Here is a 24,184-nt window from a genome sequence, read left to right on the forward strand (position 1 = left end):
CAGCCAGCCATGAGCCACGAGGATCCCAAGGACCCGAGCAGGAAGAAGGGCGGCTTCTGGGGCTGGCTGAAGGGTGGCGCCGAAGAGCCCGCCAAGGCGCCAGCGGCCGAGGAGCCCGCCACGTCTGCGCCATCCGCGCCCCCGGCCGAGGAGCCGCCTGCCCCGCCGGCGGAAGTCGCCGAGGCGCCCATGCCGGTGGAGCCGGATGCGATCCCCGTGGTGGAACCGGAAGCGCCGGTCCCGCCGGAGCCTGTGTTTGTCCCCGAGGCCGTGGTCGAGCCCGAACCGCCGCCTTCACCCGAGCCGGAGCGCCCTTCCGGTTCGGAGCCGACCGCGCCGGCCCCGACTCCGGCCAGGGGATTCTGGAGCCGCCTTGCTTCGGGTCTCGCCCGCACCGCGTCCAGCCTCGGACAGGGCATCACCGACCTCGTCAGCAAGCGCAAGCTCGACGCCGAGACCCTGGAGGAGCTGGAGGACGTGCTCATCCGCGCCGACCTCGGCGTCGCGACCGCCGCCCGCATCGTCGAGGCGGTGGGCAAGGGCCGGCACGACAAGATGATCGCGCCCGAGGAGGTGAAGGGCCTCATCGCCGCCGAAGTGGAGGCGATCCTCGCCCCCGTGGCGCGGCCCCTGATGGTGGATGCCGCGCACAAGCCGTTCGTGGTGCTCATGGTGGGCGTCAACGGCTCGGGCAAGACCACCACCATCGGCAAGCTCGCCGCCCAATGGGTGGGGGAGGGGAAGAAGGTGGTGCTCGCCGCCGGCGACACCTTCCGCGCCGCCGCCATCGAGCAGCTCAAGGTGTGGGGCCAGCGCACCGGCGCCACCGTCATCGCCCGCGAGCAGGGGGCGGACGCGGCGGGCGTCGCCCACGACGCGGTGACCCAGGCGCGGGAGGAGGGGGCAGACATCCTCCTGGTGGATACCGCCGGGCGCCTGCAGAACCGTGCCGAGCTCATGGCCGAGCTGGAGAAGGTGGTGCGCGTCATCCGGAAGCTGGAGCCCGGCGCGCCTCACGCGGTGCTGCTCGTGCTCGACGCCACGGTGGGGCAGAACGCGCTGTCCCAGGTGGAGGCCTTCACCCGCATCGCCGGGGTGACCGGGCTGGTCATGACCAAGCTCGACGGCACGGCCCGCGGCGGCATCCTCGTCGCCATCGCGGCAAAGCATTCCCTGCCCATCCACCTCATCGGCGTGGGCGAGGGGGCGGACGACCTCCAGCCCTTCGCCGCCCGCGACTTCGCCCGCGCCATCGCCGGGCTGGAGTGAGCTTCTCGCCCCGGCCGTCCTAACCCCGGGGCGTCGCCATGAGGTCCACGTGGCCGATGGTGCAGGCATCCGCCTCGGCCGCATGGCGCGCCCAGTCCCCGGCCGTCGCCTCGTCCACCCCGCCGCTTTCCACGGCGGCCCGCGCCGTGCCGTCGGCGAGCGTCGTGATGAGGGCCCGCTCGGACGGTCCCAGCCGCCACGGGCTGTCGGCGACCCGCACCGCATAGCCGGCCTCGGCCAGCGCCGCGCCGAGCCAGCGCGCCGCATCGGCGCCGGCCGCCGGCCCGAAGCCCTTGTCCGTGCCCTGATGCGCGCGAAACCCGGCGGCGATGGCCGCGTCCGCCGGGTGGGGTGGCATCCAGGCGTCGCGTCCGTCGCAGGTCAAGGCGGCGTGAAGGAGGATGCCGCTCCCCGCGAAGGCCTTGGCGAAGCGGGCGCACCACGCCCCCGACACGAGGTCGAAGAAGGCGGACGCGGTCACCAGATGCGGCCCGAAGCCGCGCGCCGCGGCGGGATCGGCGGCAAGGTCGGCGATGGCGAAATCCACCCGGATCTCGCGCGGGCCAATGCGCAGGACGAGCCCGTCCTCCTCTTCGCGCGCCGCATCGGCGAAGGCCGCGAGGCGGGCACGGGCAGCCTGTGCCAGCCCTGCATCGTGGTCGAGCAGCGTCCAGTGCTGGCGGATCCCGAGGCGCGGGGCGAGGGCGCGCAGGTTCGAGCCGGTGCCGGCCCCGAGATCGACGATGCGCTGCACCTCCAGGCCGGCGAGCCGGCGCGCCAGCTCGTCCTCCAGCGCCGCGCTGCGGGCCGCATGGTCCGCCGCCTCGCGCAAGGCGAGCCAATCGTCGGAGAATGTGGCGGCGGGCGGGCTCATGTCGCCACCTTCGTGAGGACGCCGGCGATGATGCGGGCCGTATCCTGCCAGGAGGGCAGGGCCTGCCCGGCGGTGAACGCGCCATCGGCGAGCCGGCGGCGCAGCGCCCTGTCCCCGATCAGCCGGCGCAATGCGGCGGCCAGCGCGGCGGCGTCGTCCGGCGGCACCTTGAGGCCGGCGCCATCCGGCACCGTCTCGCCCGCCGCGCCGCCGGTGGTGCAGACCACCGGCAGGCCGCGCCGCATGGCTTCCGCCAACACCATGCCGTAGCCCTCGTAGAAGGCGGGATGCACCATGATGTCCGCCGCTGCGTAGGCGGCATCGAGTTGCGCCGTATCAAGCTGCCCGGCGAGCCGCACGCGGCCGCCGGGCATGGCGGCGACGCGGCCGGCGATGCGCGCGGCGGTGCCGGGATCGAGGTCCGGCGTGCCGACGATGGTCAGGGTGAAATCCAGGTCGCCCAGCCGTTCGACCGCGTCGAGGAGCACGTCGTAGCCCTTGCGCGGCGTCAGCGATCCCACCGCAATGAGTCGCGGCGGCGCGCCGTCCGCCGGCACCCGCGCCGCCGGCTCGGTGCCCGGCAGGGCAAGGGTCATGCGCTCCGGGGTGACGCCATAGCGCGCGATCAGCATGCGCCACGTCTCGGGGCTGATGGCGATGACGGCGTCGACGATGGCGAGCACCGCCTGTTCGCTTGCATGGAGCGCATGCGCCGCCGCCCGGTCGAGCCCCGTTTCCAGCGCCAGCGGGTGGTGCACCAGCGCCACCGTGCGCCGGCCGAGGCGCTTCAGCCGCTCCGCCGGCAGCACCGAGAGCGCGAGGCCGTCGCCGAGCAGCAGCGTATCTGGCGGCGTGGCGGCGAGCCGTGCGAGCGCTGCTTCCATCTCTCCCGCCGAGGGCGTGGGAAACGCGCCGTCGAGGCGCAGCGGCGCGATGTCGAGGCCCGCCGCGCCGAGCTCGCGGATCATCCGGCGGTCATAGGCGTAGCCGCCGGTGGGCGTCTCGATGTCGCCGGGATGGACGAAGGCAACGCGCATTCAGCCTCGCATTCGATCTCAGGAGATCAGTTGCAGCGACGCCGCGTCGGCGCCGAGGTCCGCCTCGTACCAGGCGCGGGCCACGTGGGATTCGTGCAGGGTCACCCGGATGCGGGCGAGGCCATCGCTGCCGGCGCCCAGCGTACCGGCGCGCGCGGCTTCCGCCATCCGGTCGAAGACGTGGCGGCAGAGCACCTCGGTGGTGGTGTTGCGGCCGGCGAAGGCGGGCAGGTCGTCGAGGTTGCGGTAGTTGAGCGGGCCGAGCACGCCCTTGAGCGCCTCATGGGCGCGGCCGATATCCACCACCACCCCCTCCACCGTCAGCTCCGCGCGGAAGAAGGCCACGTCCACCACGAAGGTGGCGCCGTGCAGGGCCTGGGCGGGGCCGAACAGGGCGCCCTTGAAGCTGTGGGCGATCATGATGTGGTCCCGCACTTCCACCGCATACATGCGCGCTTCCCCTCTGCCGTTGGTCCGGCGCTATGTGTAGCGCACGACGGTGGCGATGCCTGCCGCCCCGTCGCAGAGAATACGCGGCAGGGCCTGTGGCAGATCGTCGAAGGCGACTTCCTCGGTGATGAGCGCGTCGAGGCGCGGGTCGGCGAGGAGGTCGAGGGCCTTGGCGAGCCGGCGCCGGTGGCTCCAGCGCGGTCGGCGGGAGGGGCTCACCTGCCCCACCTGCGAGGAGAGGATCGCAAGCCGCCGGTGGTGGAAGGCGCCGCCGAGCCCGATCTCCACCGCCCTGTCGCCGTACCAGCTCATTTCCACGAGGCGGCCTTCCTCGCCGCAGCAGCCCAGCGCCGTGGCGAGGCCCGCCCCGGTGCCGGAGGTGTGGAACACGATGTCGGCATCGAGCGCCTTCGGCCCCGCCGGCGCGAAGGCGGCGCCGAAGGCGGTGGCGAGCGGGGCGCGGCGGGCGTCGGGGTCGATGGCGGTGACCTCGGCCCCCGGCAGGCGGGCGGCGAGGTAGGCCACGAGCAGGCCGACGAGCCCGGTTCCCACCACCGCGATGCGGTCGCCGGGGCCGGCGCCGGCATCCCAGAGCGCGTTCAGCGCCGTCTCCATGTTGGCGGCGAGGGTCGCCCGGCGGGCGGGAACGCCATCGGGCACCGGCACCAGCGCGTCGGCGGGGAGGCGGAAGCGGTCCTGATGCGGGGCAAGGGCGAACACCGTGCGGCCCAGAAGCTCCGCCGGGCCCTCCTCCACGCGGCCGACCGCGCTGTAGCCGTATTTCACCGGGAAGGGGAAATCGCCGTCCTGCAAGGGCGCGCGCATGCGGTCGCGGTGGATCGGGTCGGCGAGCCCCCGGAAGACAAGGCGCTCGGTGCCGCGGCTGATGCCGCTCCACAAGCTCTCGATGCGCGCATGGCCGGCGGCGGCGTCCGGCAGCGGCGCGGTGCGCAGGGCACAGCTGCCCGGGCCGACGTACCAGAGTGCGCGCGCGGTCATGGGGCATTTTGACGCATCGGTGGCTGCCATGCCTGCGCTTTCGTATAGCCACGGGGAATGCCGCTGCGGGCGGCGAAGGGAGCTATGCATGTCTTCGCGGTCCGGTCCAATCCCCCGGCGGCTTCCTGCGGATGCCTTTACCCCCGCTCTCCTCCAGCCCATGGGCGCGCTGCGCCGGCGGCGGCTGTTCATGCTCGCCGCCAATGGCGTCACCCTGGCCCTGCTTCTGGCGGGCATGGGGGTGCTCGGCGCCGCCGGGGGCTTCACCGTGGTGGATGGCGCGCTGGCGCTGTGCGCCCTCGCCATCACGCCGTGGAACACCATCGGCTTCTGGAACGCGCTCGTCGGGCTGCGCCTCGCCCATGGCGGCCGGCGCGGGCTGGAAGCGGCCGCCCCCTTCCCCGGGTCGCCGGAGCCGGGTGGCCCGGTGACCCAGCGGACCGCCGTTCTCATGACCCTGCGCAACGAGGACCCCGTCCGCGCTCTGGCCCGTCTCAAGGCCGTGAAAGCGGACCTCGATGCCAGCGGGCAGGGGGGCGCGTTCGATTTCCATGTCCTCAGCGATACCTCCCGGCCCGAGATCGCCGCCGCCGAGGAGGAGGCCGTGGCCGCCTGGAAGGCACAGGAGGGCGCGGCGCGCATCTTCTACCGCCGGCGGGCGCAGAATACCGACTTCAAGGCCGGCAACATCCGCGACTTCTGCCTTGCCGCCGGCGAGCGCTACGACTTCATGCTGCCGCTGGACGCCGACAGCCTGATGGGGGCCGGCACCATCCTGCACATGGTGCGCCTCATGGCCGCCCACCCGCGGCTGGGCATCCTGCAGAGCCTCGTGGTGGGTCTGCCGGCGCAGAGCGCGTTCGCCCGCATCTTCCAGTTCGGCATGCGCCACGGCATGCGCTGCTACACGCTCGGCGCCAGCTGGTGGACGGCGGATTGCGGCCCCTTCTGGGGCCACAATGCCCTGATCCGTATCGCCCCGTTCCGCGACGCCTGCCACCTGCCGGCCCTGCCGGGCATCCCGCCGCTGGGCGGGCCGATCCTCTCCCACGACCAGGTGGAGGCGGCGCTGATGCGCCGTGCCGGCTACGAGGCGCGGGTGCTGCCGGTGGAGAGCGAGAGCTACGAGGAGAATCCGCCCGCCGCCACCGACTTCGTCACCCGCGACCTGCGCTGGTGCCTCGGCAACCTGCAATATCTGCGGTTGCTGGCCCGGCCCGGCTTTGCCGCGAGCCTCCTGCCCATGAGCCGCTTCCAGCTGGTCTGGGCCGTCCTCATGTTTGTCACCGTGCCGGCGCATCCGCTGCTGCTGGCCCTGCTGCCGTTCGCCGCCGCCGAGGCGCTGGCGACGCCGGATTATCCGGCCGGGCTCGCCCTCGCCCTCTATGGCGGCATGCTGGTGCTGGCGCTCACGCCCAAGCTCGCCGGCGTCGCCGACGTGGCGCTGACGTCGGGCGGGGTCGCCCGCTATGGCGGGCCGCGCCGGTTCGCCATAGCGGTCGTGGTGGAGCTGGCGTTCTCCTTCCTCCTCTCCGCCATCACGGCGCTGGCGGTGACGGGGCAGATCGGCCGGCTCCTCCTCGGCCGCGCCCGTTCCGGCTGGCGGGCACAGGTCCGCGACGGGCACAGGGTAGGCTGGGGTACCGCGCTGCGCTGCTTCTGGCCGCAGACACTGTTCGGCCTGGCGGTGACGGGGGGGCTCCTCGCCGTCCAGCCGGTGCTGGTGCTGTGGGCGGCGCCAGTGCTGGCGGGTTATGTGCTCGCAGTCCCCTTCACCGTGCTCACCGCCGATCCGCGCATGGGGCGGCTGGCGGTCCGGCTGAAGCTCTGCGCCGTGCCGGAGGAGTTCGCGCCGACGCCGGTGCAGCGCATCCTCGCCGGCGCGGAGGCGGGGCTGGGGCAGGCCGCCTGAGGCTTTCCGGGCAATAAAAAGGCCGGGCGGGTGCCCGGCCTTTCGTCGTGTGACGGCGGGGTCAGCGGCGGCCGCCGAACCCTCCGCCGAAGCCGCCCCCGAAGCCTCGGCCACCGCCGCCGAAGCCGCCGAACCCGCGGTCGAAGCCGCCGGAGCCGAAGCGGTCCCCGCCGCCGAAGCCGTCGCCGCCGAAGCCGCCGCCGAAACGGTCGCCGCCGCCGAAGGTGTCACCCCGGCCGAAGGCATCGCCGCCGAAGCCGTCGCCGCCATAGCTGCTGCGGCCATAGCTCGACACCCGCTGCTCGCTGGTGGCGCGGGCGCGCTCCTCGTTGTCGAGGGTGCTGGTGTTGGCGTTGCGGTCCACGCTCTGCCAGCCGGAGCCAGTGTTCTTGCTCCAGCCCGAGTCGGTGTGCTGGTAGACGTTGCCGTCGTGGTCCACCGCCACGTGGCCGTTGTTCCAGGCCACCGCATTGCCGGTCTTGGCGTTGCCGGCGACGCCGCGGCTGTCCACGCTGACTTTGCCGTCCTTGTCGGTGACGGCGGTCTGCGAGGCGTGGCCGGTGCCGGTGGCGGGGTTGTAGCCGGCGGACTCGCGGCCCGCCGCGGCATTGCCGGTATAGGCGTTGCCCGCCACGCCCGCCCGCGATTCCCCGCGCGCCCCGGTGGCCGGGTTGTCGCGGGCGTTCTCGCGGCCGGCGGCGTAGTTCCCCGAATAGGGATTGAACGCCGCGGCCGAGCGGCCGGTGAAGTGGGTGTCGCCCGCGGTGGTGCCGTGCCAGTTGCGGCCGGACCACTCGGTGCCGTTCCAGGTGGTGCCCCAGGCGTGGTTCACCGTGGCGGCGCCGCCCCAGCGGCCATACAGGTTGGTCTGGTTGATGTTGGTGTAGCCCCAGTGGCCGCCCCACGGGCCGTAGCCGTGCGGACCCCACGGGCCGTAAGGACCATAGGGGCCATAGGGACCCCACGGATGCCAGTAGGGACCCCAATAGGGCCACACCGCCGCGCCCCAGGTCCAGCCGGTGGCGAAGCCGAAGGCAAAGCCGTCGTCGACCCCGAGGGCGAAGCCGGCGCCGAGGCCGTAGGTGACCGGGCAGGAGAACCAGTAGGTGCCCACATAGCCGGGGCAGGTGTAGCCGGTGCCGTAGACCACCGTGCCGCCCGGCGCCACCACCACGCCCATGTAGCCGGGCGTGTAGCCCACCACCACCGCGTCGGGGGTGGTGGCGTAGATGCGCACGTAGGTGACGTAGTGGAGCGGCGAGGAGACCGGGATCGTGTAGATCACGTCCGGCACCACGTCGGCGACCCGCCACGGGCCGGCCGCACCCTCGGCGACGAACCAGGCGCCGTTGTTCACGGCATAGAAGCGCTGGCCGTCGAGGCGGATCACCGGGGTGGGGGTGTTCACCGCATAGGTCAGGGGGGTGCCGGCGATGGGCTCGAACCGCGGCGCGCCGTCATAGACCACCTTGAGCTCCAGCGTCCGCTTGACCGAGGCGGTCTGCGGGATGGTGGCGGCGATGGCCGCTTCCTTGGCCTGAGGCGTGCCGGCGACCGAGACCAGCACGTTGGCCTTGGGATCGTTGGGATTGATCTTGGCGAAGTCCTTCGGCAGGGCGTCGCTGGCCACGAAGGCCCACGGGCCCTTCAGGTCCGGGGCCCGGAACCAGCGGCCGGAGATCAGCACGTAATAGGTGTTGGAGGTGGTCTCCATGAACACGGCGTGGTCGGCGTTGTTCATGGTGAGCAGGTTGGTGCCCACCACCGGCAGCATCTGCGGCTGGCCCTCGGTCTGGATCAGCTCCGTGGGCTTGCTGCTCACCAGGATCGCCGGCGCCGGGTTGATGGGCTTGCCCTGGCTGTTGAGCAGGGGATCGCCGGGGATCTCCTGGCTCGCCGCCTTGCCGGCGGCGGTGAGGGCGTCGGACACCTGCGGCGTGAGGATCCAGCTGCCCCCGAGCGAGGTGGATTCATACCAGTGGCCGGCGGCTTCCAGATGATAGGTGCCGGCCTCGTCGAGCAGCAGCAGCGGGCGCGTGTTGATGATGCGCTGGAAGCCGGTGACGTCCTTGATCGGCCGCAGCGCCGGCGCGCCGGACACCGGCACGAGGATGGTGGCGGCGGTGGTGAACACGATCTGCGGCGGGGTGTTGTCCACCGGCTGGGTCTTCAGCTTGGCCAGTTCCTGGTTCACCGCGTAGCTCGCCTGGAGCTGGTCGAGCGGGATGGTCATGCCGTCCGCCGGCAGGCGGGACTGGAGCGTCGAGCGGATGAGAGCGGCCTTGTCCGGTTCGGTGGGCACCTCTACGCCGTCGATGGAGAGGGTGGCGAGGTGGACGAGGCCGGCCGGCTTGTCCACCGCCACGCGGGTGGAGAAACGCACCATGCCGTATGTGGGGGTACCGGACTTCGGGCCGATGGCCACGGCGGCGCGGCCGGCCATCTGGTCGCCGTTCCAGCTGTCGATCTGCGGCTGGTAGAGCTGAAGGAGCTGGTTGTCGCCGAGGTCGAAATCGCGGGGCCAGGGCAGCGGCGCGGACGGGCCGGTGGCCTGCTGGCCGGTGGTGGGCTGGGCAGCGGCGGGCGGCTGCTGCTGCGCGTGACCGCCGGTGCTCAAGAGCAGCGCGGCGGCGAGCGCGGCCGCCGGAGCTCCTCTCCAAAGTCGCGTCATGAAGACCCTCCCTCCCCGATCTCAGGGGCGGCGCAGGACTACCATGTTCCGTGTCGAGCGTCAGCGGGGCCGAGCGCCTGCTCCAGGCACGCCAGGCGCTTCAAGCGCACGCCGCCGCGCCCACTCCCGGCGCTGGACGCCGAGGACAGACCGGCATCCGGGCGCCATTTTGCTTGTGTTTTCGCCGTGCCTGGCGATCCCGATGGACGCGGGCCGGACCGTGCGCCGGTCGATCCTAGCCCTGGTCCGGGCAGGCGCGGCGCCATTTGAGGCGCGGGCCGGAATCGGTGTCCACCCACATCTTGCGCAGCGGGCAGGAGGGCACATAGGCGTCGGTCACCACGAGCCGGGGCCCGAAATAGCCGTGCCACTGGTAAGGCGCCTCGGTGGCCTGGGCGATTTGGGCGACGCCCGGAGCCGGTGCCGGCTCCGCCGGGAAGGCACGCACCAGGTTGCCTCCGAATGCGCTAGCGACGAGGAGCGTTGCTCCCGCCATGACGATGATGGACCGCGTCTTCATGTGACTCTCGCGAAAAACCGGGTGGGCCGGACGTGGCAGCTACCGCCGTGCGGTCCGGCCGTCTTCCCCCTAACGAAGGATGAAGATCGGCACGTCTTACGTCTTTCCAATTGAACCGGCGCTGGATCGGGCGCTCAGGAACCGTTCATCTTTTCGCGAGCGGTCCCCACGACGGATGGCGCGAGAGAACGGTGGAAAGCCCCGCCGGTCGCGGTTGCGATCTTGATCTCGGCCTTGACGAGGCGTTGGCTTGCGCGGCGGCGCCCCCCGAAGGGGTCTGGGATTCGCGTCGCATGCGGGATGGGTCCGGGGCGGCGCGTCGGCCTCCTCGGTGAATCCGTCCTTGAATCGATGGATGGTGCGCTCTTTCCCATCGGCGCTGTGACAGTGGCCGGACGGGTGCGCACCTGGGAGGTGGGCATGAACAAATATGTGGCGGAATTCATCGGCACCGCGGTGCTGGTCCTGTTCGGCTGCGGGTCGGCGGTTCTCACCGGGTATGGAAGCGCCCCGATCGGCATGCTCGCCATCGCGTTCGCCTTCGGCCTCGCAGTGACCTCCATGGCCTACGGCATCGGGCACGTCTCCGGCTGCCATATCAATCCGGCGGTCACCATCGGCGTATGGGCGGCCGGAAGGCTGCCCACGTCCGAGGTGCCGCTCTACTGGCTGGCCCAGGTGCTGGGCGGCATTGCCGGCGCGGCCATCCTGTTCGTCATCGCCTCCGGCAAGCTGGCCGGCTTCGACGTGGGCACGGCGGGTCTCGGCCAGAACGGCTGGGGCGAGGGCTATATCGGCGGCTACGGCCTCGGCGCGGCGATCGTGGCGGAGCTGGTGGGCACGTTCGTGTTCCTGGTGGTCATCCTCGGCTCCACCTCCAAGGCCGGCATCACCCAGGCGGCGGGGCTCGCCATCGGCCTGTCGCTGGTGATGATCCATATCGTCTTCATCCCCGTGACCGGCGTGTCGGTGAACCCGGCCCGCTCCATCGGCCCGGCCCTGTTCGCCGGCGGCAAGGCCATCTCCCAGCTGTGGCTGTTCATCGTGGTGCCGCTGGTGGGCGCCTATCTCGCCGGCCTGCTGTTCAAGCTGAAGGTGCTGGAAGACTGAAGCCCGCGCGGCGCCTGAGCGGCGCCGGCCTGGAAACCGAGCCCGCGCGGCGCCTGAGCGGCGCACGCCAAAAGAAAGGGGATGCGCCGTGGCGCATCCCCTTTCCGCGAGCCTGACGATCGGACCGCTCGCCCGTCAGGCTTTCCCCGCACGGTTTCCCGTCCGCCATGGGGCGGCGATGGGAGCTTCCGGCGTCTTCCGCCCGGCGCCCGGCGCATTCGCGATCCGGGCTGCCGCCATCCGGGTTGCGCGCCTCGCTCCTCCGCCGGCGCGAGCCCGCATCTTGCCCTTGAGAACGCAGCGGCGCGGCCGCTTCTGCCGCGCCGGGTCTGGTTCCGGGCCAAATCTCGGCACAGCATGCGGGGAAGCCGGCATAAGCACAAATCAGATTGCATTGAATTTTTGATCAGATAATCTTATCGAATGCTCTCCACCCGCCAGCTTCGCTATTTCGACGCCCTGTCCCGGCACCTCCATTTCGGGCGCGCGGCGAAGGAGTGCGCCGTGACCCAGCCGGCTTTGTCCATGCAGATCCGCGAGATGGAGGACATGCTGGGGGTGCGCCTCGTCGAGCGCGGACAGGGCGGAGTCCGCCTCACCGTGGTGGGGGAGGAGGCGGCGGCGCGGGCCCGCGGCGTGCTCGCCGCCTTGGGCGACATGGAGCGCACCATTCGCGATCGTGGCCACCTGCTGGAGGGCCGGCTGCGCCTCGGCGTCATCGCCTCCATCGCCCCCTATCTCCTGCCGCGCCTCCTGCCGGAGATGGCGCGCCGCTATCCCGGCGTCGAGATCGCGCTCAGGGAGAGCCAGACCGACCAGCTGGTGGCCGACCTCGCCCATGGCGACCTCGACCTCGTCGTCCTCAGCCTGCCGGTGGAGCACCCGGCGCTGGAGACCCTGGCCCTGTTCGATGATCCCTTCTTCCTCGCCGTCCCGGAGGCGTCCGACGCCTTTCCGGAAGAGCTGGCCTCCGCCGACCGGATCCTCGCCGACGACCTCCTGCTGCTGGAGGACGGCCACTGCTTCCGCGACCAGGCGCTCAACGTCTGCCGCAAGGTGGACGAGAAGCGCCTGAGGCGCTTCGGCGCCTCCAGCCTCTCCACCCTGGCCCAGCTGGTGGCCAACGGGCAGGGCGTGACGCTGCTGCCGGAGATGTTCGTGTCCTCGGAGGGCGGGCGCATCCCGCGGGTGCGGCTGCTGCCGTTTCCCGATCCGGTGCCGACCCGCACCATCGGCCTCGTCTGGCGGCGGACGCTTCCCTTCCGCGACGACGTGGACGCGGTCGCCGCCATGGTCAAGGCCTGCCGCCCCGGCGGGTGAGGGTCAATCGCCTTCGCGCGGACGGAAGGGGCGCAGGGTTGCGCTTGGCCGCCTTGCTTTGCCCGGCATTCAAAGCTAAGCCCCGCGCAAAGACGGGGACCTTTATGGCGCAGGACGGACTTTCCTACCGCGACGCGGGCGTGGACATCGATGCGGGCAACCGCCTGGTCGATCTCATCAAGCCGCTGGTGAAGGCCACCGCGCGCCCCGGGGCGGACGCGGACATCGGCGGCTTTGGCGGGGTGTTCGACCTGAAGGCGGCGGGCTTTTCCGACCCGCTCCTCATCGCCACCACCGACGGCGTCGGCACCAAGCTCAAGATCGCCATCGACACCGGCGTGCACGACACCATCGGCATCGACCTCGTCGCCATGTGCGTCAACGACCTGGTGGTGCAGGGCGCCGAGCCCCTGCTGTTCCTCGATTATTTCGCCACCGGCCGGCTCGCGCCGGAAGTGGGCGCCCACATCGTCGCCGGCATCGCCCGGGCCTGCAAGGCGGCCGGCTGCGCCCTCATCGGCGGCGAGACCGCCGAGATGCCCGGCATGTACCGGGACGGCGATTACGACCTCGCCGGCTTCTCCCTCGGCGCGGTGGAGCGCGGCGATCTGCTGCCGCGGAAGGACGTGGTGGCGGGCGACGTCATCCTCGGCCTCGCCTCGGACGGGGTGCATTCCAACGGCTATTCCCTGGTCCGCCGCATCGTCGAGCGCTCGGGCCTCGCCTGGACCGATCCCGCCCCGTTCCACGCCGGGGAGACGCTGGGCGCGGCGCTGCTCACCCCCACCCGCCTCTATGTGAAGAGCGTGCTCTCGGTGATCCGCACGACGGGTGCGGTGAAGGCGCTGGCGCACATCACCGGCGGCGGCATCACCGAGAACCTGCCGCGGGTGCTGCCCACGGGCACCATCGCCCGCATCGATCTTGCCAACCTCATGGTGCCCCCGGTCTTCCGCTGGCTCGCCAGCGTGGGCGCCGTGGCCCCCGAGGAGATGCTGCGCGCCTTCAACTGCGGCGTCGGCATGGCCGTGGTGGTGCCGGTGGAGCGGGAGGAGGAGGTGGCGGACGCCTTCGCCGACGCGGGCGAGAGCGTCATCCGCCTCGGCGTGATCGAGCCGGGGGCCGGCGGCGCTCACGTGACCTATGACGGCGCGACGGATTTCGGGTTCGCGCGATGACCGGCCGCTCCAACGGCGCGCAGCCGAAGCGCACCGCCGTCCTCATCTCCGGGCGCGGCTCCAACATGGCGGCGCTGGTGCGCGCGGCCGAGCAGCCGGACTTTCCGGCCGAGATCGCCCTCGTGCTTTCCAACCGCGCCGATGCCCCCGGGCTCGACTTCGCCAAGGAACACGGCATCCCGACTTTGGTGCTGAGCCACAAGGACTATTCGGATCGCGTCGCCTTCGACGCGGCGCTGGATGCGCACCTGAAGGCCGAGGGCATCGAGATCGTCTGCCTCGCCGGCTTCATGCGCCTGCTCACGCCGTGGCTGGTGGAGCGCTGGCGCGACCGGATGATCAACGTGCATCCCTCCCTGCTGCCGAGCTTCAAGGGCCTGCACACCCACGAGCGGGCGCTGGAGGCCGGGGTGCGGGTGCACGGCTGCACCGTGCATTTCGTGCGCGCCGAGATGGACGAGGGGCCGATCATCCTCCAGGCGGTGGTGCCCATCGAGGCCGACGATACCCCCGACGCGCTGGCCGACCGGGTGCTGGCACAGGAGCACGTCATCTATCCCAAGGGCCTCGAGCTCCTCGCCTCCGGCCGGCTGACGGTGGCCGAGGAGCGGGTGCTGATCGAAGGCGCGCGCGGCGGCCTCGCGCCGCTGGTGCTGCCGGTGGTGTGAGGGGCCTTAGGACCGATCGACATTCAGTGTCCGCGCTTTTCTTCGGATGCCGTCATGCCCGGGCTTGTCCCGGGCATCCACGCCGCACCGCTGGCGCCGGCCTGCGAGGATATGTGCCCGGCCCAACCGCGTGGGATGGCCGGGACAAGCCCGGCCGCAATGGTGGTGTAGGGAGGGCGTCGGTCGATTTGAATGTCGATCGGTCCTAAGGCCCTGCCTCACTTCAGCCGCGCCTCCATCTGGCCCAGCACCTTCACGATGGGCGCTGGGGCGATGCTGACGTCGCCCTGGAACGGCCGGTCGAAGATGAAGAGCAGGGCCGCCAGCAGCCCCAGCCCCGTCACGTAGACGATCGGCAGCGGGTGGCGCGCGGTCGAGCCCTGCAGGCAGGCGCCGCAGGCGAAGAGCAGGGCGAAGAGCAGGGCCAGCACCCACCAGATCACGTCCGGCAGCCCGCCATGGGCTACGCCGAGCCGGTTGGCGCGGTCGTCCTGCATGTCGTCGAAATTCTTGTCCACGTCGCTGGCGGCGCGCGCGTCCGTCGGCAGTCTGGCGACCAGAGCCTCCACCGAGAGGTGGAGCTGGTTGAGGGCCTGCACCGTGGCGCGGGGTTCGCTCTCTCCGTCGTGGAGCGCGGGCCATTCGTCGCTGACCACGGACCGCACATAGTCGCGTAGGGCGAGGCGCGCGGATCGCGCCTCCTCGGTGGCAGGCGCGCCGGCGAGCGCGCGGTCGAGCTGGAAGATGTTGGTGGCTTCCCGGGCGACGTTCACGTCGACGGCGCGGAACTGTCCGATGCTCTGCACCAGGGAGAAGCTCAGGAACACGCCGGTGAGCGGCCCCAGAACCTTGAAGGTGTCGAGCACCGCGCTGGCGCGCTCATCCTCGCCCGTGCGGGGCAGGAAGCGCCGCCCGAGCCGGCGTGACAGGATGAGCAGAGCCAGCATCACGCCCGAGAAGCTCAGGACGATGGCAATGTTGGGCCATTGCGCCACGCGGTCGGCAAAGGCGGCGAGCATCGCGGCGGGACATCCCGGATTGTGGTGGAAAGACACCGCCTTGTAGTGCAGGTGGCATGGCGGCGTCCACCGCCGTTGCGATCAGCCGGCCGGGAGCCTCGCGATGCGCACCCGGTTGTCGTGGAAGGCGGCGCCGCCCACCGGGGCGACCGGATCGGCGCCAGTGAGGGTGTTGATGCCGCGCCCGCCGTGATGGGCGCGGGCCGGCTGGATCTGCTCCGACACCACCACGCCCCGCCGCAGCCCGTCGAACAGGCGCACCGCCAGCACCACGCACCCGCGCGGATTGCTCACCTCCACCTGCTCGCCCTCCGCCACGCCGAGCGCCGCCGCGTCCTGCGGGTGGATGAGCAAGGAGGGCGGCCCCTCCCGCGCGGCGGAGGTGGGCGTCTCGGTGAAGGAGGAGTTGAGGAAGTTGCGCGCCGGCGCCGTCACCAAGCGGAAGGGGTGCTCGGCGGTGGCGTCCTCGATCACCGCCCAGTGGTCGGGCAGGGCCGGCATGTCGGCCACGGGACCGAACTTGGCCGGGGCGGGAAAGCCGAGGTTGGCCCAGTCCACCGCGAAGTGGAAGCGCTTGTCGCGATGGCCGAAGCCGTTCAGGAAGTGGGCCTCCTCGAAGCTCTGCGCCACGTCGATGAAGCGGGCCGTCTCCAGCGCGTCCAGCGGCGCGCGCCCGGTCTCGCGCAGGGTCCAGTCGATGAGCTCGCGCGGGCTCATGGCGAAGCCGGGATGCTCCGCCCCCACGCGCCGCGCCAGCGCGCAGACGACCTCGTGGTTGGAGCGGCATTCGCCCGGCGGCTCCACCAGCTTCGGCCCGAGCTGGATGTGGGGATGCCCGCCCGCCTGGTAGAGGTCGTCATGCTCGGTGAACATGGTGGCGGGCAGGACGATGTCGGCCATCTGCGCCGTGTCGGTCATGAACTGCTCGTGCACGGCGACGAACAGGTCCTCGCGCGCGAAGCCGGCCCGCACCTTCTCCTGCTCCGGCGCGACGGCGAGGGGATTGGTGTTCTGGATGAACAGCGCCTTCACCGGCGGCCCGCCGGCGAGCGCATCCTCTTCGCCCATGAGGATGGGCCCGATGCGGGACTGGTCGAGCTGGCGGGTGGCCGGATCGAGCCGGTCGAGCCCCTCGATCATCCCTTGCGCCAGCGGTAGGTACCCGACAGGGAGTGCAGGGCGCCGCCGCCTTCGTGCTGCCAGGCGCCCGTCACCACCGGGATGGAGGCGACCGCATGCATGCTCACCGCCCCGTTGCGGCTGCGCGAGAGGCCGTAGCCGATGCGGAAGAAGGCGCGGGGCGTGGTGCCCACCAGCCGCGCGTAGGCCTCGATCTCCTCCGCGGCCAGCCCGCAGATGGCGGCGGCCCAGGCCGGGGTGCGGGACTTCAGGTGGGCTTCGAGCGCCTCGACGTCGCGGGCATAGCGCTCCAAATAGGCGCGGTCGGCATGGCCGTCGCGGAACAGCACGTGCATGACGGCGCAGGCGAGCGCCCCGTCCGTGCCCGGGCGGATGAGCAGCGCCATGTCCGCCTGCTCCATGGTGGGGGTGCGATAGACGTCCACCACCGCGATCTTCGCCGCGCGCTCCTTCCGCGCCTTCACCGCGTGGGTCATGACGTTGACCTGGGTGGAGACGGCGTTGTTGCCCCACAGGGTGACGAGGTCGGAGACCGCCATCTCGCGCGGGTCGGCGCCGGAGATGCGGCCGGCGCCGGCCATGTAGCCGCTCCAGGCCGGGTTGACGCAGATGGTGGCGAAGAAGCGCGAATAGCCCTTGGCATGGGTCAGCCGGTTGATGCCGTCGCGCATCACCAGGCCCATGGTGCCGGCATAGAAATAAGGCCACACGGACTGCGCGCCGTGCTCCCGCTCGGCCATCAGCAGCGCCTCGGCGATGCGGTCGAGGGCCTCGTCCCAGGAAATGCGGGCGAACTGCCCGGAGCCCTTCGGCCCGGTGCGCAGCAGCGGGTGGGTGAGGCGGTCCGGGTGGTTTGCCCGCTCGGCATACCGAGCCACCTTCGCGCAGATGATTCCGGCGGTGTAGGTCTGCGCCTTGGCGCCGCGCACGCGGCCGATGCGGCCGTCCGCGCCGATATCCACCTCGAGGGCGCAGGTGGAGGGGCAGTCATGCGGGCAGGTGGAGGCGCGTGTCGTCACGGCGCCGGTGGGGGCGGGGGACGTGTTCGGGGCATGCACGTTCATGCGGGCAGGATAAAGGGGGCGACGGCTGCCGTCGCCCCCTTTTCAAGGCATCCCGGGCGGCGATCAGGCCCCGTGCCCGGCCTCCGCGCCGCGGGAGCGGCCCCGCAGCAGGTAGCCCGCGGCCAGCACGACGACCGCGCCGGTGACGCTGGCCAGGTAATGGGGCAGGGCGGCCGGATGGACGCCGTGGTCGTCCACCTTCACCAGCGAGGGGTCGAAATGCTGCAGGTAGCTGAGCGCCATCACGTCGCCCACCAGCATCTCGCCGGCGATCCAGCCCAAGAGCGCCGCGCCGGCCCAGATGAGGATGGGGAAGCGGGTGAGCAGGTTGAGCAGCAGCTGCGAGCCGAAGATGATCAGCGGGATGGTGAGAACGAGGCCGAAGACGAACAGCTCCCAGTGCCCGCGCGCGGCGGCGGCGATGGCCACCACGTTGTCGAGGCTCATCACCGCGTCGGCGATGGCGATGGTGCGCACCGCCTTCCACAGGCTGTCGGAGGCGGCGACATCGTGCGCCTCGCCTTCGTGGTCGGTCACCAGCTTGATGGCGATCCAGAACAGCAGAAGGCCGCCCGCTACCTTCAGGAACGGGATGCCGAGCAGCACGGTGACGGCGAGGGCGAACAGGATGCGCAGCCCCACCGCCGCGCCGGCGCCGAGCAGGATGCCCCACTTGCGCTGCTTCACCGGCAGCGAGCGGCAGGCGAGCGCGATGACCACCGCATTGTCACCGGACAGCAGCAGGTCGATCCAGATGATCTGGAGAAGCGAGACCCAGAAGGTTGGTGCCGTAAAATCCATCGTCTGCTCCCAGCTGCGGATACCGCCGCGGTGCGCCATTTCTGGCGCGCATTACTTTTCCGTGGAATGATGACGCTACGTAAAACTTACGCTACGTCAATATCATACCAAGAAAAAGGGGCCATCCGGCCCCGATTTCGATACCCCCGCCGGGGGCGTGCCGCCTAGGCGGCGAGGTTGTCGTGGCCGCGCGATGCCTTGTAGCGCTTCAGGCCGTAGGCCACGGCCACCACCAGTACTGCGCCGACGGCGGAGACGATGCGGTGCAGGTGCTCCGTGGTCTCGGCGCCGATGCGCTCGATCACCGCCACGTCGCCGAGCAGCATGTCCCCGGCCACCCAGCCGAGCAAAGCGGCGCCGGCCCAGACCAGCAGCGGGAAGCGGTCGATGAGCGCCATCACCAGCGAGGAGCCGGCGACGATCAGCGGGATGGAGATGGCGAGGCCGAAGACCAGGAGCCACCAGTTGCCGTCGGCGATGGCGGCGACGGCCACCACGTTGTCGAGGCTCATGACGATGTCGGCCACGGCCACCGTGCCCACCGCCTTCCACAGGCTGTCGCTGGCCTCGACGCTCTCCTCGCCGGCCTCGTTGGGCGCGGCGAGGTCGACGGCGATCCACATGAGGGCCAGCGATCCCACCAGCTTCAGCCACGGCAGGGCGAGAAGGGTCGCCACGATGCCGGTGAAGAGAATGCGCAGCACCACCGCGACCCCCGCGCCGAGGACGATGCCCATGCGGCGGGCCTTGTCCGGCAGGGAACGGCAGGCGAGGGCGATGACCACGGCATTGTCCCCCGAGAGGAGGACGTTGATCCAGATGATCTGCAGCAGTGCGAGCCAGAGCACTGGTGAATCGAGCGACATGGTTCCTACCCCGGACCTTATGGTATTCTGCGTCTGGTGCGCCGTATTTTGGATTTTGACGCTACGCTAGCTTCCGTTAAGTCCGCTCACAACAAAAACCGGACACCGCAGCGCACAAATCGATCGCGCGCTGCGGCATGGGTCAAGAGCTGCCGGGGTTCAGCCGACGATCTCGTTGCCGGAGAAGAACTGGGCGATTTCCGCCGCCGCATTCTCCACGCTGTCGGAGCCGTGCGCGGAGTTCGCCTCGATGGATTCGGCGAACAGCTTGCGGATGGTGCCGTCCGCCGCATTGGCGGGATTGGTGGCGCCCATGACCTCGCGGTACTTGGCCACGGCGTCCTCGCCTTCCAGCACCTGGACCACCACCGGCCCCGAGGTCATGAAGGACACGAGATCGCCGAAGAAGGGGCGCGCGCTGTGCACGGCGTAGAAGGTCTCCGCCTGCGCCTTCGTCATCGCGATGCGCTTCTGGGCGACGATGCGCAGGCCTGCATTTTCGATGACGGCATTGATGGCGCCGGTCAGGTTCCGACGCGTCGCGTCGGGCTTGATGATCGAGAAAGTGCGCTCGATCGCCATGGGGAACCGTCCTGTCTGTTCTGGAATGGGAAGGCCGCGGGCGGTCCGCGGATGGCGCGGCTCTTAGCAGCCGCAGGGTGACGGGGCAAGGGACGGCGGGGCGAAGGCGCCGCCGCGCGACCGGGTGCGGGGCCCGGACCTGGCGGGCGGCGCGGCGCTTTTGCCCGTTTCGGCGGCCCTCACCCCTGCCGCAACACCGTGTCGATGGCGCGTTCCATCGCCTCCGCCCCATCGAAAGCCGCCGGCACGCCGAGCACGCGCGGCCAGAACAGGGGCTCCTTGATGGCGCCGAGGAACTGGGCCGCCGCGAGCTGCGGGTCGAGGCCCGGCGCGAGGCGGCCCTCGCCGGCGAGGCTGGCGAGATAGGCCGACAGGCCCTTGACCGCCGGTTCCTTGCCGGCCGCGAAATAGGCGTGCGAAAGCTCCGGAAAGCGGGGCGCCTCGGCGATGACCAGGCGCAGCAGGGGGATGACGTCGGGCCGGTCCCAATGCTCGGTCAGCCGGCCCACATAGGCGCGCAGCACCGCGCGCGGATCGCCCGTGGTATCCGACGGGAGCATGGGGGCGCGGGTGAAATGCGACCAAGCCTCGTCGATCACCGCCCCGAACAGCTCCGCCTTGCTGCTGAAATGCTGGTAGAGCGTGCGCTTGGACACCGGCGCGGCGGCGGCGACCGCATCCATGGCGGTGGCTTCGTAGCCTTTTTCCAGGAACAGCCGGCGCGCGGCGGCGCGGATGCGGGCGGCGGTGCCGCGCGGATCGCGGCGCCGGGGCGCCACCGGGCGGGGCGTGGCGGGATTCATTGACATATGTAAACGATACGGTGTAGTTTACTTGTGTGGCCAGTCCTGTCCGCGTTGGCCGCCTTCGGTTTCTCCCCTCTCATCATCGTGAGGTCCCCATGGACCACCGTCCTCTCGGTCGCTCGGGTCTTTCCGTGTCCGCCATCGGCCTCGGCTGCATGGGCATGTCGGAATTCTACGGCCCCAGCGACGACGACCAGTCGCTGGCAACCCTAGCAGCGGCCCTCGACCTCGGCATAAATTTCTTTGATACCGCCGACATGTACGGCGTCGGCCACAATGAGCGGCTGCTCGGCCGCTTCCTGAAAGGCCGGCGCGACCAGGTGATCCTCGCCACCAAGTTCGGCAACGTGCGCGGGCCGAACGGCGAGCGCCTCGGCATCTCCGGCACGCCGGACTATGTGCGCTCCGCCTGCGACGCCAGCCTCGCGCGGCTCGGCATCGACACCATCGACCTTTATTACCAGCACCGCGTCGACCCCGAGACCCCCATCGAGGACACGGTTGGCGCCATGAAGGGCCTCGTGGAGGCGGGGAAGGTGCGCTTCCTCGGCCTGTCCGAATGCTCGGTGGCCACCCTGCGGCGGGCCCATGCGGTGCATCCCATCGCCGCGGTGCAGATCGAATACTCCCTGTGGAGCCGCGAGCCGGAGGCGGAGATGCTCGATGCCTGCCGCGAGCTCGGCATCGCCTTCGTCGCCTACAGTCCGCTCGGGCGGTCCTTCCTCACCGGCGCGGTCACCAGTCCGGATGCCCTGGCCGCGGACGATTTCCGCCGCACCAACCCGCGCTTCGTGGGCGAGGCGCTGGCGCAGAACCTCAAGCTCACCGAGGCGCTGGCCGATTTCGCGGCGCAGAAGGGTGCCACCAGCGCGCAGATCGCCCTCGCCTGGATCCTGAACAAGCAGGACCACGTGATCCCCATCCCCGGCACGCGGCGTGTGGCCTACCTGAAGGAGAACGTCGCGGCGGCTGCGCTCCGCCTCACCGGCGCCGAGGTGGCGACCCTCGATGCGCTGTTCGCGCCGGCGGCGGTGGCGGGCACGCGCTACCCGCAGGCGGCGATGGCGCTGCTCGGCCTGTGAGGCCGGCGCGCGCCCCGCGACGATCGCGCGGGGCGCGCGACCCGTCTGGAACGCCCGGGGCTCCCGCCCGGGCGGGGGGCTCTCAGCTCCCCCGCCGCTCCAGCAGCACCACGCTCTCGAAGTCGATCACCAGGTCGCCATACTGGTTGGTGCCGCTGTTGTAGGCCTTGAGGATGCCCCAGTGGGACTTGCTGCGGCTCACCGTCTTCTCCCTCGCCTCCGTGGCGTAGGTGATGGTATCGCCGGCATAGACCGGCTTCAGCCAGTGCAGGTTGGAGAAGCCGGGGGAGGGGCCCACGACCGGCACCCGCTCGCCGCGTGCGCGCTGGGCCTCGGCTGTCCGCACGTTGAAGCCGACGAAATATCGCATCCAGAGCGATGCGGTGTACCAGCCGGAGGCCACCAGGGCGCCGAAATGGCTGCGCTTCGCCGCCTCCGGATCCACGTGGAAGGGCTGGGGATCATAGGCGCGGGCGAACGCGATCATTTCCGCTTCGCCGAAGGTGTGGTGGCCCAGAACCTCGCGGGCGCCGACCTCGATGTCGTCGAAGAATTTCATGCGAGGCGGGCTCCGGGGTTGCGGCGGCCGACCATCAGCACGCAGACCTGTTCCATCGCGGGGCTCTTGTTCGCCTTCAGCAGCTCGAACCGGAACGTCACGAGGCCCATGTCGGGCTTGCTCCGCGAGGTGCGGCTCTCCAGCACCGTGCGGCGCAGGGTGAGCACGTCGCCGGGGAAGACGGGCGCCAGCCACTTGTTCTCGGTGACGCCGGGCGAGCCCATGCCGGCGGTGCGCACCAGGAAGCCGTCGCAGATGAGCCGCATCATGATGGCGCAGGTCTGCCATCCAGAGGCCGCGAGGGCGCCGAGCAGGGACGCCTTGCCCGCGGCTTCGTCGAGATGCATGGGCTGCGGGTCGAACTCGCGGGCGAAGGTGACGATCTCATCCCGCGTCACCTCGTGCGAACCGAACGTCTTCACCTCACCGATGATGAAATCTTCGAAGAAGATGTCGGGCAAGGCGGGCCTCCCTGTCGTTGGAATGCGATCCAAGGCGAGGATGCCGCAAACGTCAAGGTGGAGAAGGCGCAAGCCCCCCGGTTCTCCCGGCCCGGACAGCGGCCGCCGCGCGCCCCGGCCGGGTCGTCACCGCGCGCCGGATGCCGGAAGGCCCCCCGCGCCCTCAGGGGCGGTTGCGATCTCCGGCGCCAGGTGCCTCAGCTCGAAGGAGAGCACCTCGGTCCCGTCCTCCCGGCGCGCGCTGTTGCGGCGGTGATGGATGGCCCAGCCGGAGCGGCTGCCGCTCGCGCGCGAATCGAGGATCTCGGTGAGGAACACGATGGTGTCCCCAGCGCGCACCGGGGCCGGCCATCGCAGGTTCTGGAGGCCGAAGCCGACGCCCACCGGCGAGATGACGGCGGGATGATCCTCCGGCAGCCTCTCCGCCGCCCCGGCGTGGGCGCGCACGAAGAATCCCATCCACACCGCCACCGTGTGCCAGCCTGACGCGACGAGGGTGCCGAAATGCGAGCGCCGCGCCGCGTCCTCGTCCAGGTGGAAAGGCTGCGGGTCATAGAGACGGGCGAAGCGCCGGATCTCTTCGGCGGTGAAGGTGAAGCGCCCGATCTCGCGCGGCCCCGCCGCCTCCGTCGTCATGCCCGCGCCCCTGGCTCAGTTGGCGAAGCGGAAGTGCAGCACGTCGCCGTCGGCGACCACATAGTCCTTGCCTTCCAGGCGGAAGCGCCCAGCCTCGCGGGCGCCGGCCTCGCCCTTGAACTTCACGTAGTCGTCGTAGGCGACGGTTTCGGCGCGGATGAAGCCCTTCTCGAAATCCGTATGGATCACGCCGGCCGCCGCCGGGGCCTTGGTGCCCTTGGTGATGGTCCAGGCGCGCGCCTCCTTCGGCCCCACGGTGAAGTAGGTGACGAGGTGCAGGAGGTCGTAGCCGGCGCGGATCACCCGGTTGAGGCCCGGCTCGTCCAGGTCGATGGCCTCCAGATACTCCTTCTGCTCCTCGGGCGGGAGAACCGCGATCTCGCTCTCGATCTTGGCCGAGACCACCACCGCCATGGCGCCTTCGAGCTTCGCCCGCTCGAACACCTGGGCGGAGAGGGAGTTGCCGTCCTTGGCGGAGGCCTCCTCCACGTTGCACACGTAGAGCACGGGCTTGGCGGTCATCAGGCCCAGCTGGGAGAACAGCTTCTCCTCTTCCGGCTTCACCTCGGCGAAGCGGGCCGGCTTGCCCTCGCGCAGCAGCACCAGGGCGCGGGTCATGAGGTCGAGGGTGTCCTTGCCCTCCTTGTCCAGGGTCCTGGCCTTCTTCTCCAGCGCCGCCGCGCGCTTCTCCAGGCTTTCGAGGTCGGCGAGCATGAGCTCGGTCTCGATGGTCTCGATGTCGTCCACGGGGGAGATCTTGCCCTCCACGTGGGTCACGTCGCCGTCCTCGAAGCAGCGCACCACATGGGCGATGGCGTCGCACTCGCGGATGTTGGCGAGGAACTGGTTGCCGAGCCCCTCGCCCTTGGAGGCGCCGCGCACGAGGCCGGCGATGTCCACGAAGGTGAGGCGGGTGGGGATGATCGCCCCCGAGCCGGCGATCTGCGCCAGCGTGTCGAGGCGCGGGTCCGGTACAGCCACGTCACCCACGTTGGGCTCGATGGTGCAGAACGGATAGTTCGCCGCCTGCGCCGCCGCGGTCTGCGTGAGCGCGTTGAAGAGGGTGGACTTGCCCACGTTGGGAAGCCCGACGATACCGCATTTGAAGCCCATGGAACGCTCAGAGTTGTCCCGCCAGCCTCGGCGGCGGCAGGATCAGG

General features: G+C 70.9%; 22 protein-coding genes and 1 pseudogene. 7 read left to right on the plus strand and 16 right to left on the minus strand.

Annotated elements, in window-relative coordinates; all coding sequences use genetic code 11:
• Positions 1–9 precede the first annotated feature (9 nt).
• A complete protein-coding gene (gene ftsY / locus EZH22_RS13555; RefSeq protein ID WP_203196105.1) occupies positions 10–1,269 on the plus strand; it encodes a signal recognition particle-docking protein FtsY in 1,260 nt (419 codons plus the stop codon).
• 19 nt (positions 1,270–1,288) lie between these two features.
• On the opposite strand, the gene EZH22_RS13560 is transcribed toward ftsY, so the two are convergent.
• Genes EZH22_RS13560 through EZH22_RS13575 form a run of 4 tightly spaced genes read right to left on the minus strand, consistent with a single transcriptional unit; the run spans position 1,289 to position 4,629 of the window.
• On the minus strand, positions 1,289–2,143 hold the full coding sequence (locus EZH22_RS13560; RefSeq protein ID WP_203196106.1) for an SAM-dependent methyltransferase: 855 nt from the start codon (positions 2,141–2,143) through the stop codon (positions 1,289–1,291).
• On the minus strand, positions 2,140–3,180 hold the full coding sequence (locus EZH22_RS13565; protein WP_203196107.1) for a glycosyltransferase family 4 protein: 1,041 nt from the start codon (positions 3,178–3,180) through the stop codon (positions 2,140–2,142). Before EZH22_RS13565 ends, EZH22_RS13560 begins: the two co-directional genes overlap by 4 nt.
• A gap of 18 nt (positions 3,181–3,198) precedes the next feature.
• Positions 3,199–3,630, minus strand: coding sequence for a 6-pyruvoyl trahydropterin synthase family protein (locus EZH22_RS13570; RefSeq protein WP_203196108.1), 432 nt, complete (start codon positions 3,628–3,630; stop codon positions 3,199–3,201).
• A gap of 30 nt (positions 3,631–3,660) precedes the next feature.
• Positions 3,661–4,629, minus strand: coding sequence for a zinc-dependent alcohol dehydrogenase (locus tag EZH22_RS13575; RefSeq protein WP_231711466.1), 969 nt, complete (start codon positions 4,627–4,629; stop codon positions 3,661–3,663).
• 88 nt (positions 4,630–4,717) lie between these two features.
• On the opposite strand from EZH22_RS13575, the gene mdoH reads away from it, so the two are divergent.
• On the plus strand, positions 4,718–6,541 hold the full coding sequence (gene mdoH, locus EZH22_RS13580; protein ID WP_203196110.1) for a glucans biosynthesis glucosyltransferase MdoH: 1,824 nt from the start codon (positions 4,718–4,720) through the stop codon (positions 6,539–6,541).
• A 61-nt stretch (positions 6,542–6,602) separates the two neighbouring features.
• On the opposite strand, the gene EZH22_RS13585 is transcribed toward mdoH, so the two are convergent.
• Entirely contained in the window at positions 6,603–9,212 is a 2,610-nt protein-coding gene (locus EZH22_RS13585) for a carbohydrate-binding family V/XII (RefSeq protein WP_203196111.1), read from the minus strand.
• Between the two features lie 235 nt (positions 9,213–9,447).
• Complete coding sequence (locus EZH22_RS13590; RefSeq protein WP_203196112.1) at positions 9,448–9,732, minus strand: hypothetical protein; 285 nt, start codon at positions 9,730–9,732, stop codon at positions 9,448–9,450.
• A 420-nt stretch (positions 9,733–10,152) separates the two neighbouring features.
• Here EZH22_RS13590 and aqpZ point away from each other — a divergent pair, with 420 nt between their 5' ends.
• From aqpZ to purN, 4 genes are all read left to right on the plus strand, one after another.
• Positions 10,153–10,842, plus strand: a complete 690-nt coding sequence (gene aqpZ / locus EZH22_RS13595) for an aquaporin Z (protein ID WP_203196528.1) — start codon at positions 10,153–10,155, stop codon at positions 10,840–10,842.
• A 423-nt stretch (positions 10,843–11,265) separates the two neighbouring features.
• Positions 11,266–12,162, plus strand: a complete 897-nt coding sequence (locus EZH22_RS13600; RefSeq protein WP_203196113.1) for a hydrogen peroxide-inducible genes activator — start codon at positions 11,266–11,268, stop codon at positions 12,160–12,162.
• A 104-nt stretch (positions 12,163–12,266) separates the two neighbouring features.
• Positions 12,267–13,340 carry a phosphoribosylformylglycinamidine cyclo-ligase gene (gene purM / locus EZH22_RS13605; RefSeq protein WP_203196114.1) on the plus strand — a complete coding sequence of 358 codons (1,074 nt, stop codon included), beginning with the start codon at positions 12,267–12,269 and terminating at the stop codon, positions 13,338–13,340.
• On the plus strand, positions 13,337–14,008 hold the full coding sequence (gene purN, locus EZH22_RS13610; protein WP_203196115.1) for a phosphoribosylglycinamide formyltransferase: 672 nt from the start codon (positions 13,337–13,339) through the stop codon (positions 14,006–14,008). Before purM ends, purN begins: the two co-directional genes overlap by 4 nt.
• 218 nt (positions 14,009–14,226) lie before the next feature.
• Here purN and EZH22_RS13615 read toward each other — a convergent pair whose 3' ends face one another.
• The 6 genes and pseudogenes from EZH22_RS13615 to EZH22_RS13640 all read right to left on the minus strand — a co-directional run bounded on the left by EZH22_RS13615 (position 14,227) and on the right by EZH22_RS13640 (position 20,283).
• A complete protein-coding gene (locus tag EZH22_RS13615; RefSeq protein WP_203196116.1) occupies positions 14,227–15,027 on the minus strand; it encodes a bestrophin-like domain in 801 nt (266 codons plus the stop codon).
• A gap of 81 nt (positions 15,028–15,108) precedes the next feature.
• A pseudogene (locus EZH22_RS13620) lies at positions 15,109–17,231 on the minus strand (molybdopterin-containing oxidoreductase family protein).
• A gap of 63 nt (positions 17,232–17,294) precedes the next feature.
• Positions 17,295–18,032 carry a TerC family protein gene (locus tag EZH22_RS13625; RefSeq protein ID WP_203196117.1) on the minus strand — a complete coding sequence of 246 codons (738 nt, stop codon included), beginning with the start codon at positions 18,030–18,032 and terminating at the stop codon, positions 17,295–17,297.
• Between the two features lie 164 nt (positions 18,033–18,196).
• A complete protein-coding gene (locus EZH22_RS13630; protein WP_203196118.1) occupies positions 18,197–18,898 on the minus strand; it encodes a TerC family protein in 702 nt (233 codons plus the stop codon).
• A gap of 159 nt (positions 18,899–19,057) precedes the next feature.
• The gene (gene ndk, locus EZH22_RS13635) at positions 19,058–19,480 is read right to left on the minus strand and encodes a nucleoside-diphosphate kinase (RefSeq protein WP_203196119.1); all 423 of its coding nucleotides are present in this window, start codon (positions 19,478–19,480) and stop codon (positions 19,058–19,060) included.
• A 179-nt stretch (positions 19,481–19,659) separates the two neighbouring features.
• Positions 19,660–20,283 carry a TetR/AcrR family transcriptional regulator gene (locus tag EZH22_RS13640; protein WP_203196120.1) on the minus strand — a complete coding sequence of 208 codons (624 nt, stop codon included), beginning with the start codon at positions 20,281–20,283 and terminating at the stop codon, positions 19,660–19,662.
• A 98-nt stretch (positions 20,284–20,381) separates the two neighbouring features.
• On the opposite strand from EZH22_RS13640, the gene EZH22_RS13645 reads away from it, so the two are divergent.
• On the plus strand, positions 20,382–21,368 hold the full coding sequence (locus tag EZH22_RS13645; RefSeq protein ID WP_203196121.1) for an aldo/keto reductase: 987 nt from the start codon (positions 20,382–20,384) through the stop codon (positions 21,366–21,368).
• 82 nt (positions 21,369–21,450) lie between these two features.
• Here the strand turns inward: EZH22_RS13645 and EZH22_RS13650 are convergent, their stop codons facing one another.
• The 4 genes from EZH22_RS13650 to ychF all read right to left on the minus strand — a co-directional run bounded on the left by EZH22_RS13650 (position 21,451) and on the right by ychF (position 24,137).
• A complete protein-coding gene (locus EZH22_RS13650; RefSeq protein ID WP_203196122.1) occupies positions 21,451–21,927 on the minus strand; it encodes a MaoC family dehydratase in 477 nt (158 codons plus the stop codon).
• Positions 21,924–22,388, minus strand: a complete 465-nt coding sequence (locus EZH22_RS13655) for a MaoC family dehydratase (protein ID WP_203196123.1) — start codon at positions 22,386–22,388, stop codon at positions 21,924–21,926. The genes EZH22_RS13650 and EZH22_RS13655 overlap by 4 nt, the downstream gene beginning before the upstream one ends.
• Before the next feature lie 126 nt (positions 22,389–22,514).
• On the minus strand, positions 22,515–23,024 hold the full coding sequence (locus EZH22_RS13660; protein WP_203196124.1) for a MaoC/PaaZ C-terminal domain-containing protein: 510 nt from the start codon (positions 23,022–23,024) through the stop codon (positions 22,515–22,517).
• 15 nt (positions 23,025–23,039) lie between these two features.
• Entirely contained in the window at positions 23,040–24,137 is a 1,098-nt protein-coding gene (gene ychF, locus EZH22_RS13665) for a redox-regulated ATPase YchF (protein ID WP_203196125.1), read from the minus strand.
• Between the last annotated feature and the right edge of the window lie 47 nt (positions 24,138–24,184).

This window comes from Xanthobacter dioxanivorans (assembly GCF_016807805.1).
Classification (GTDB): domain Bacteria; phylum Pseudomonadota; class Alphaproteobacteria; order Rhizobiales; family Xanthobacteraceae; genus Xanthobacter; species Xanthobacter dioxanivorans.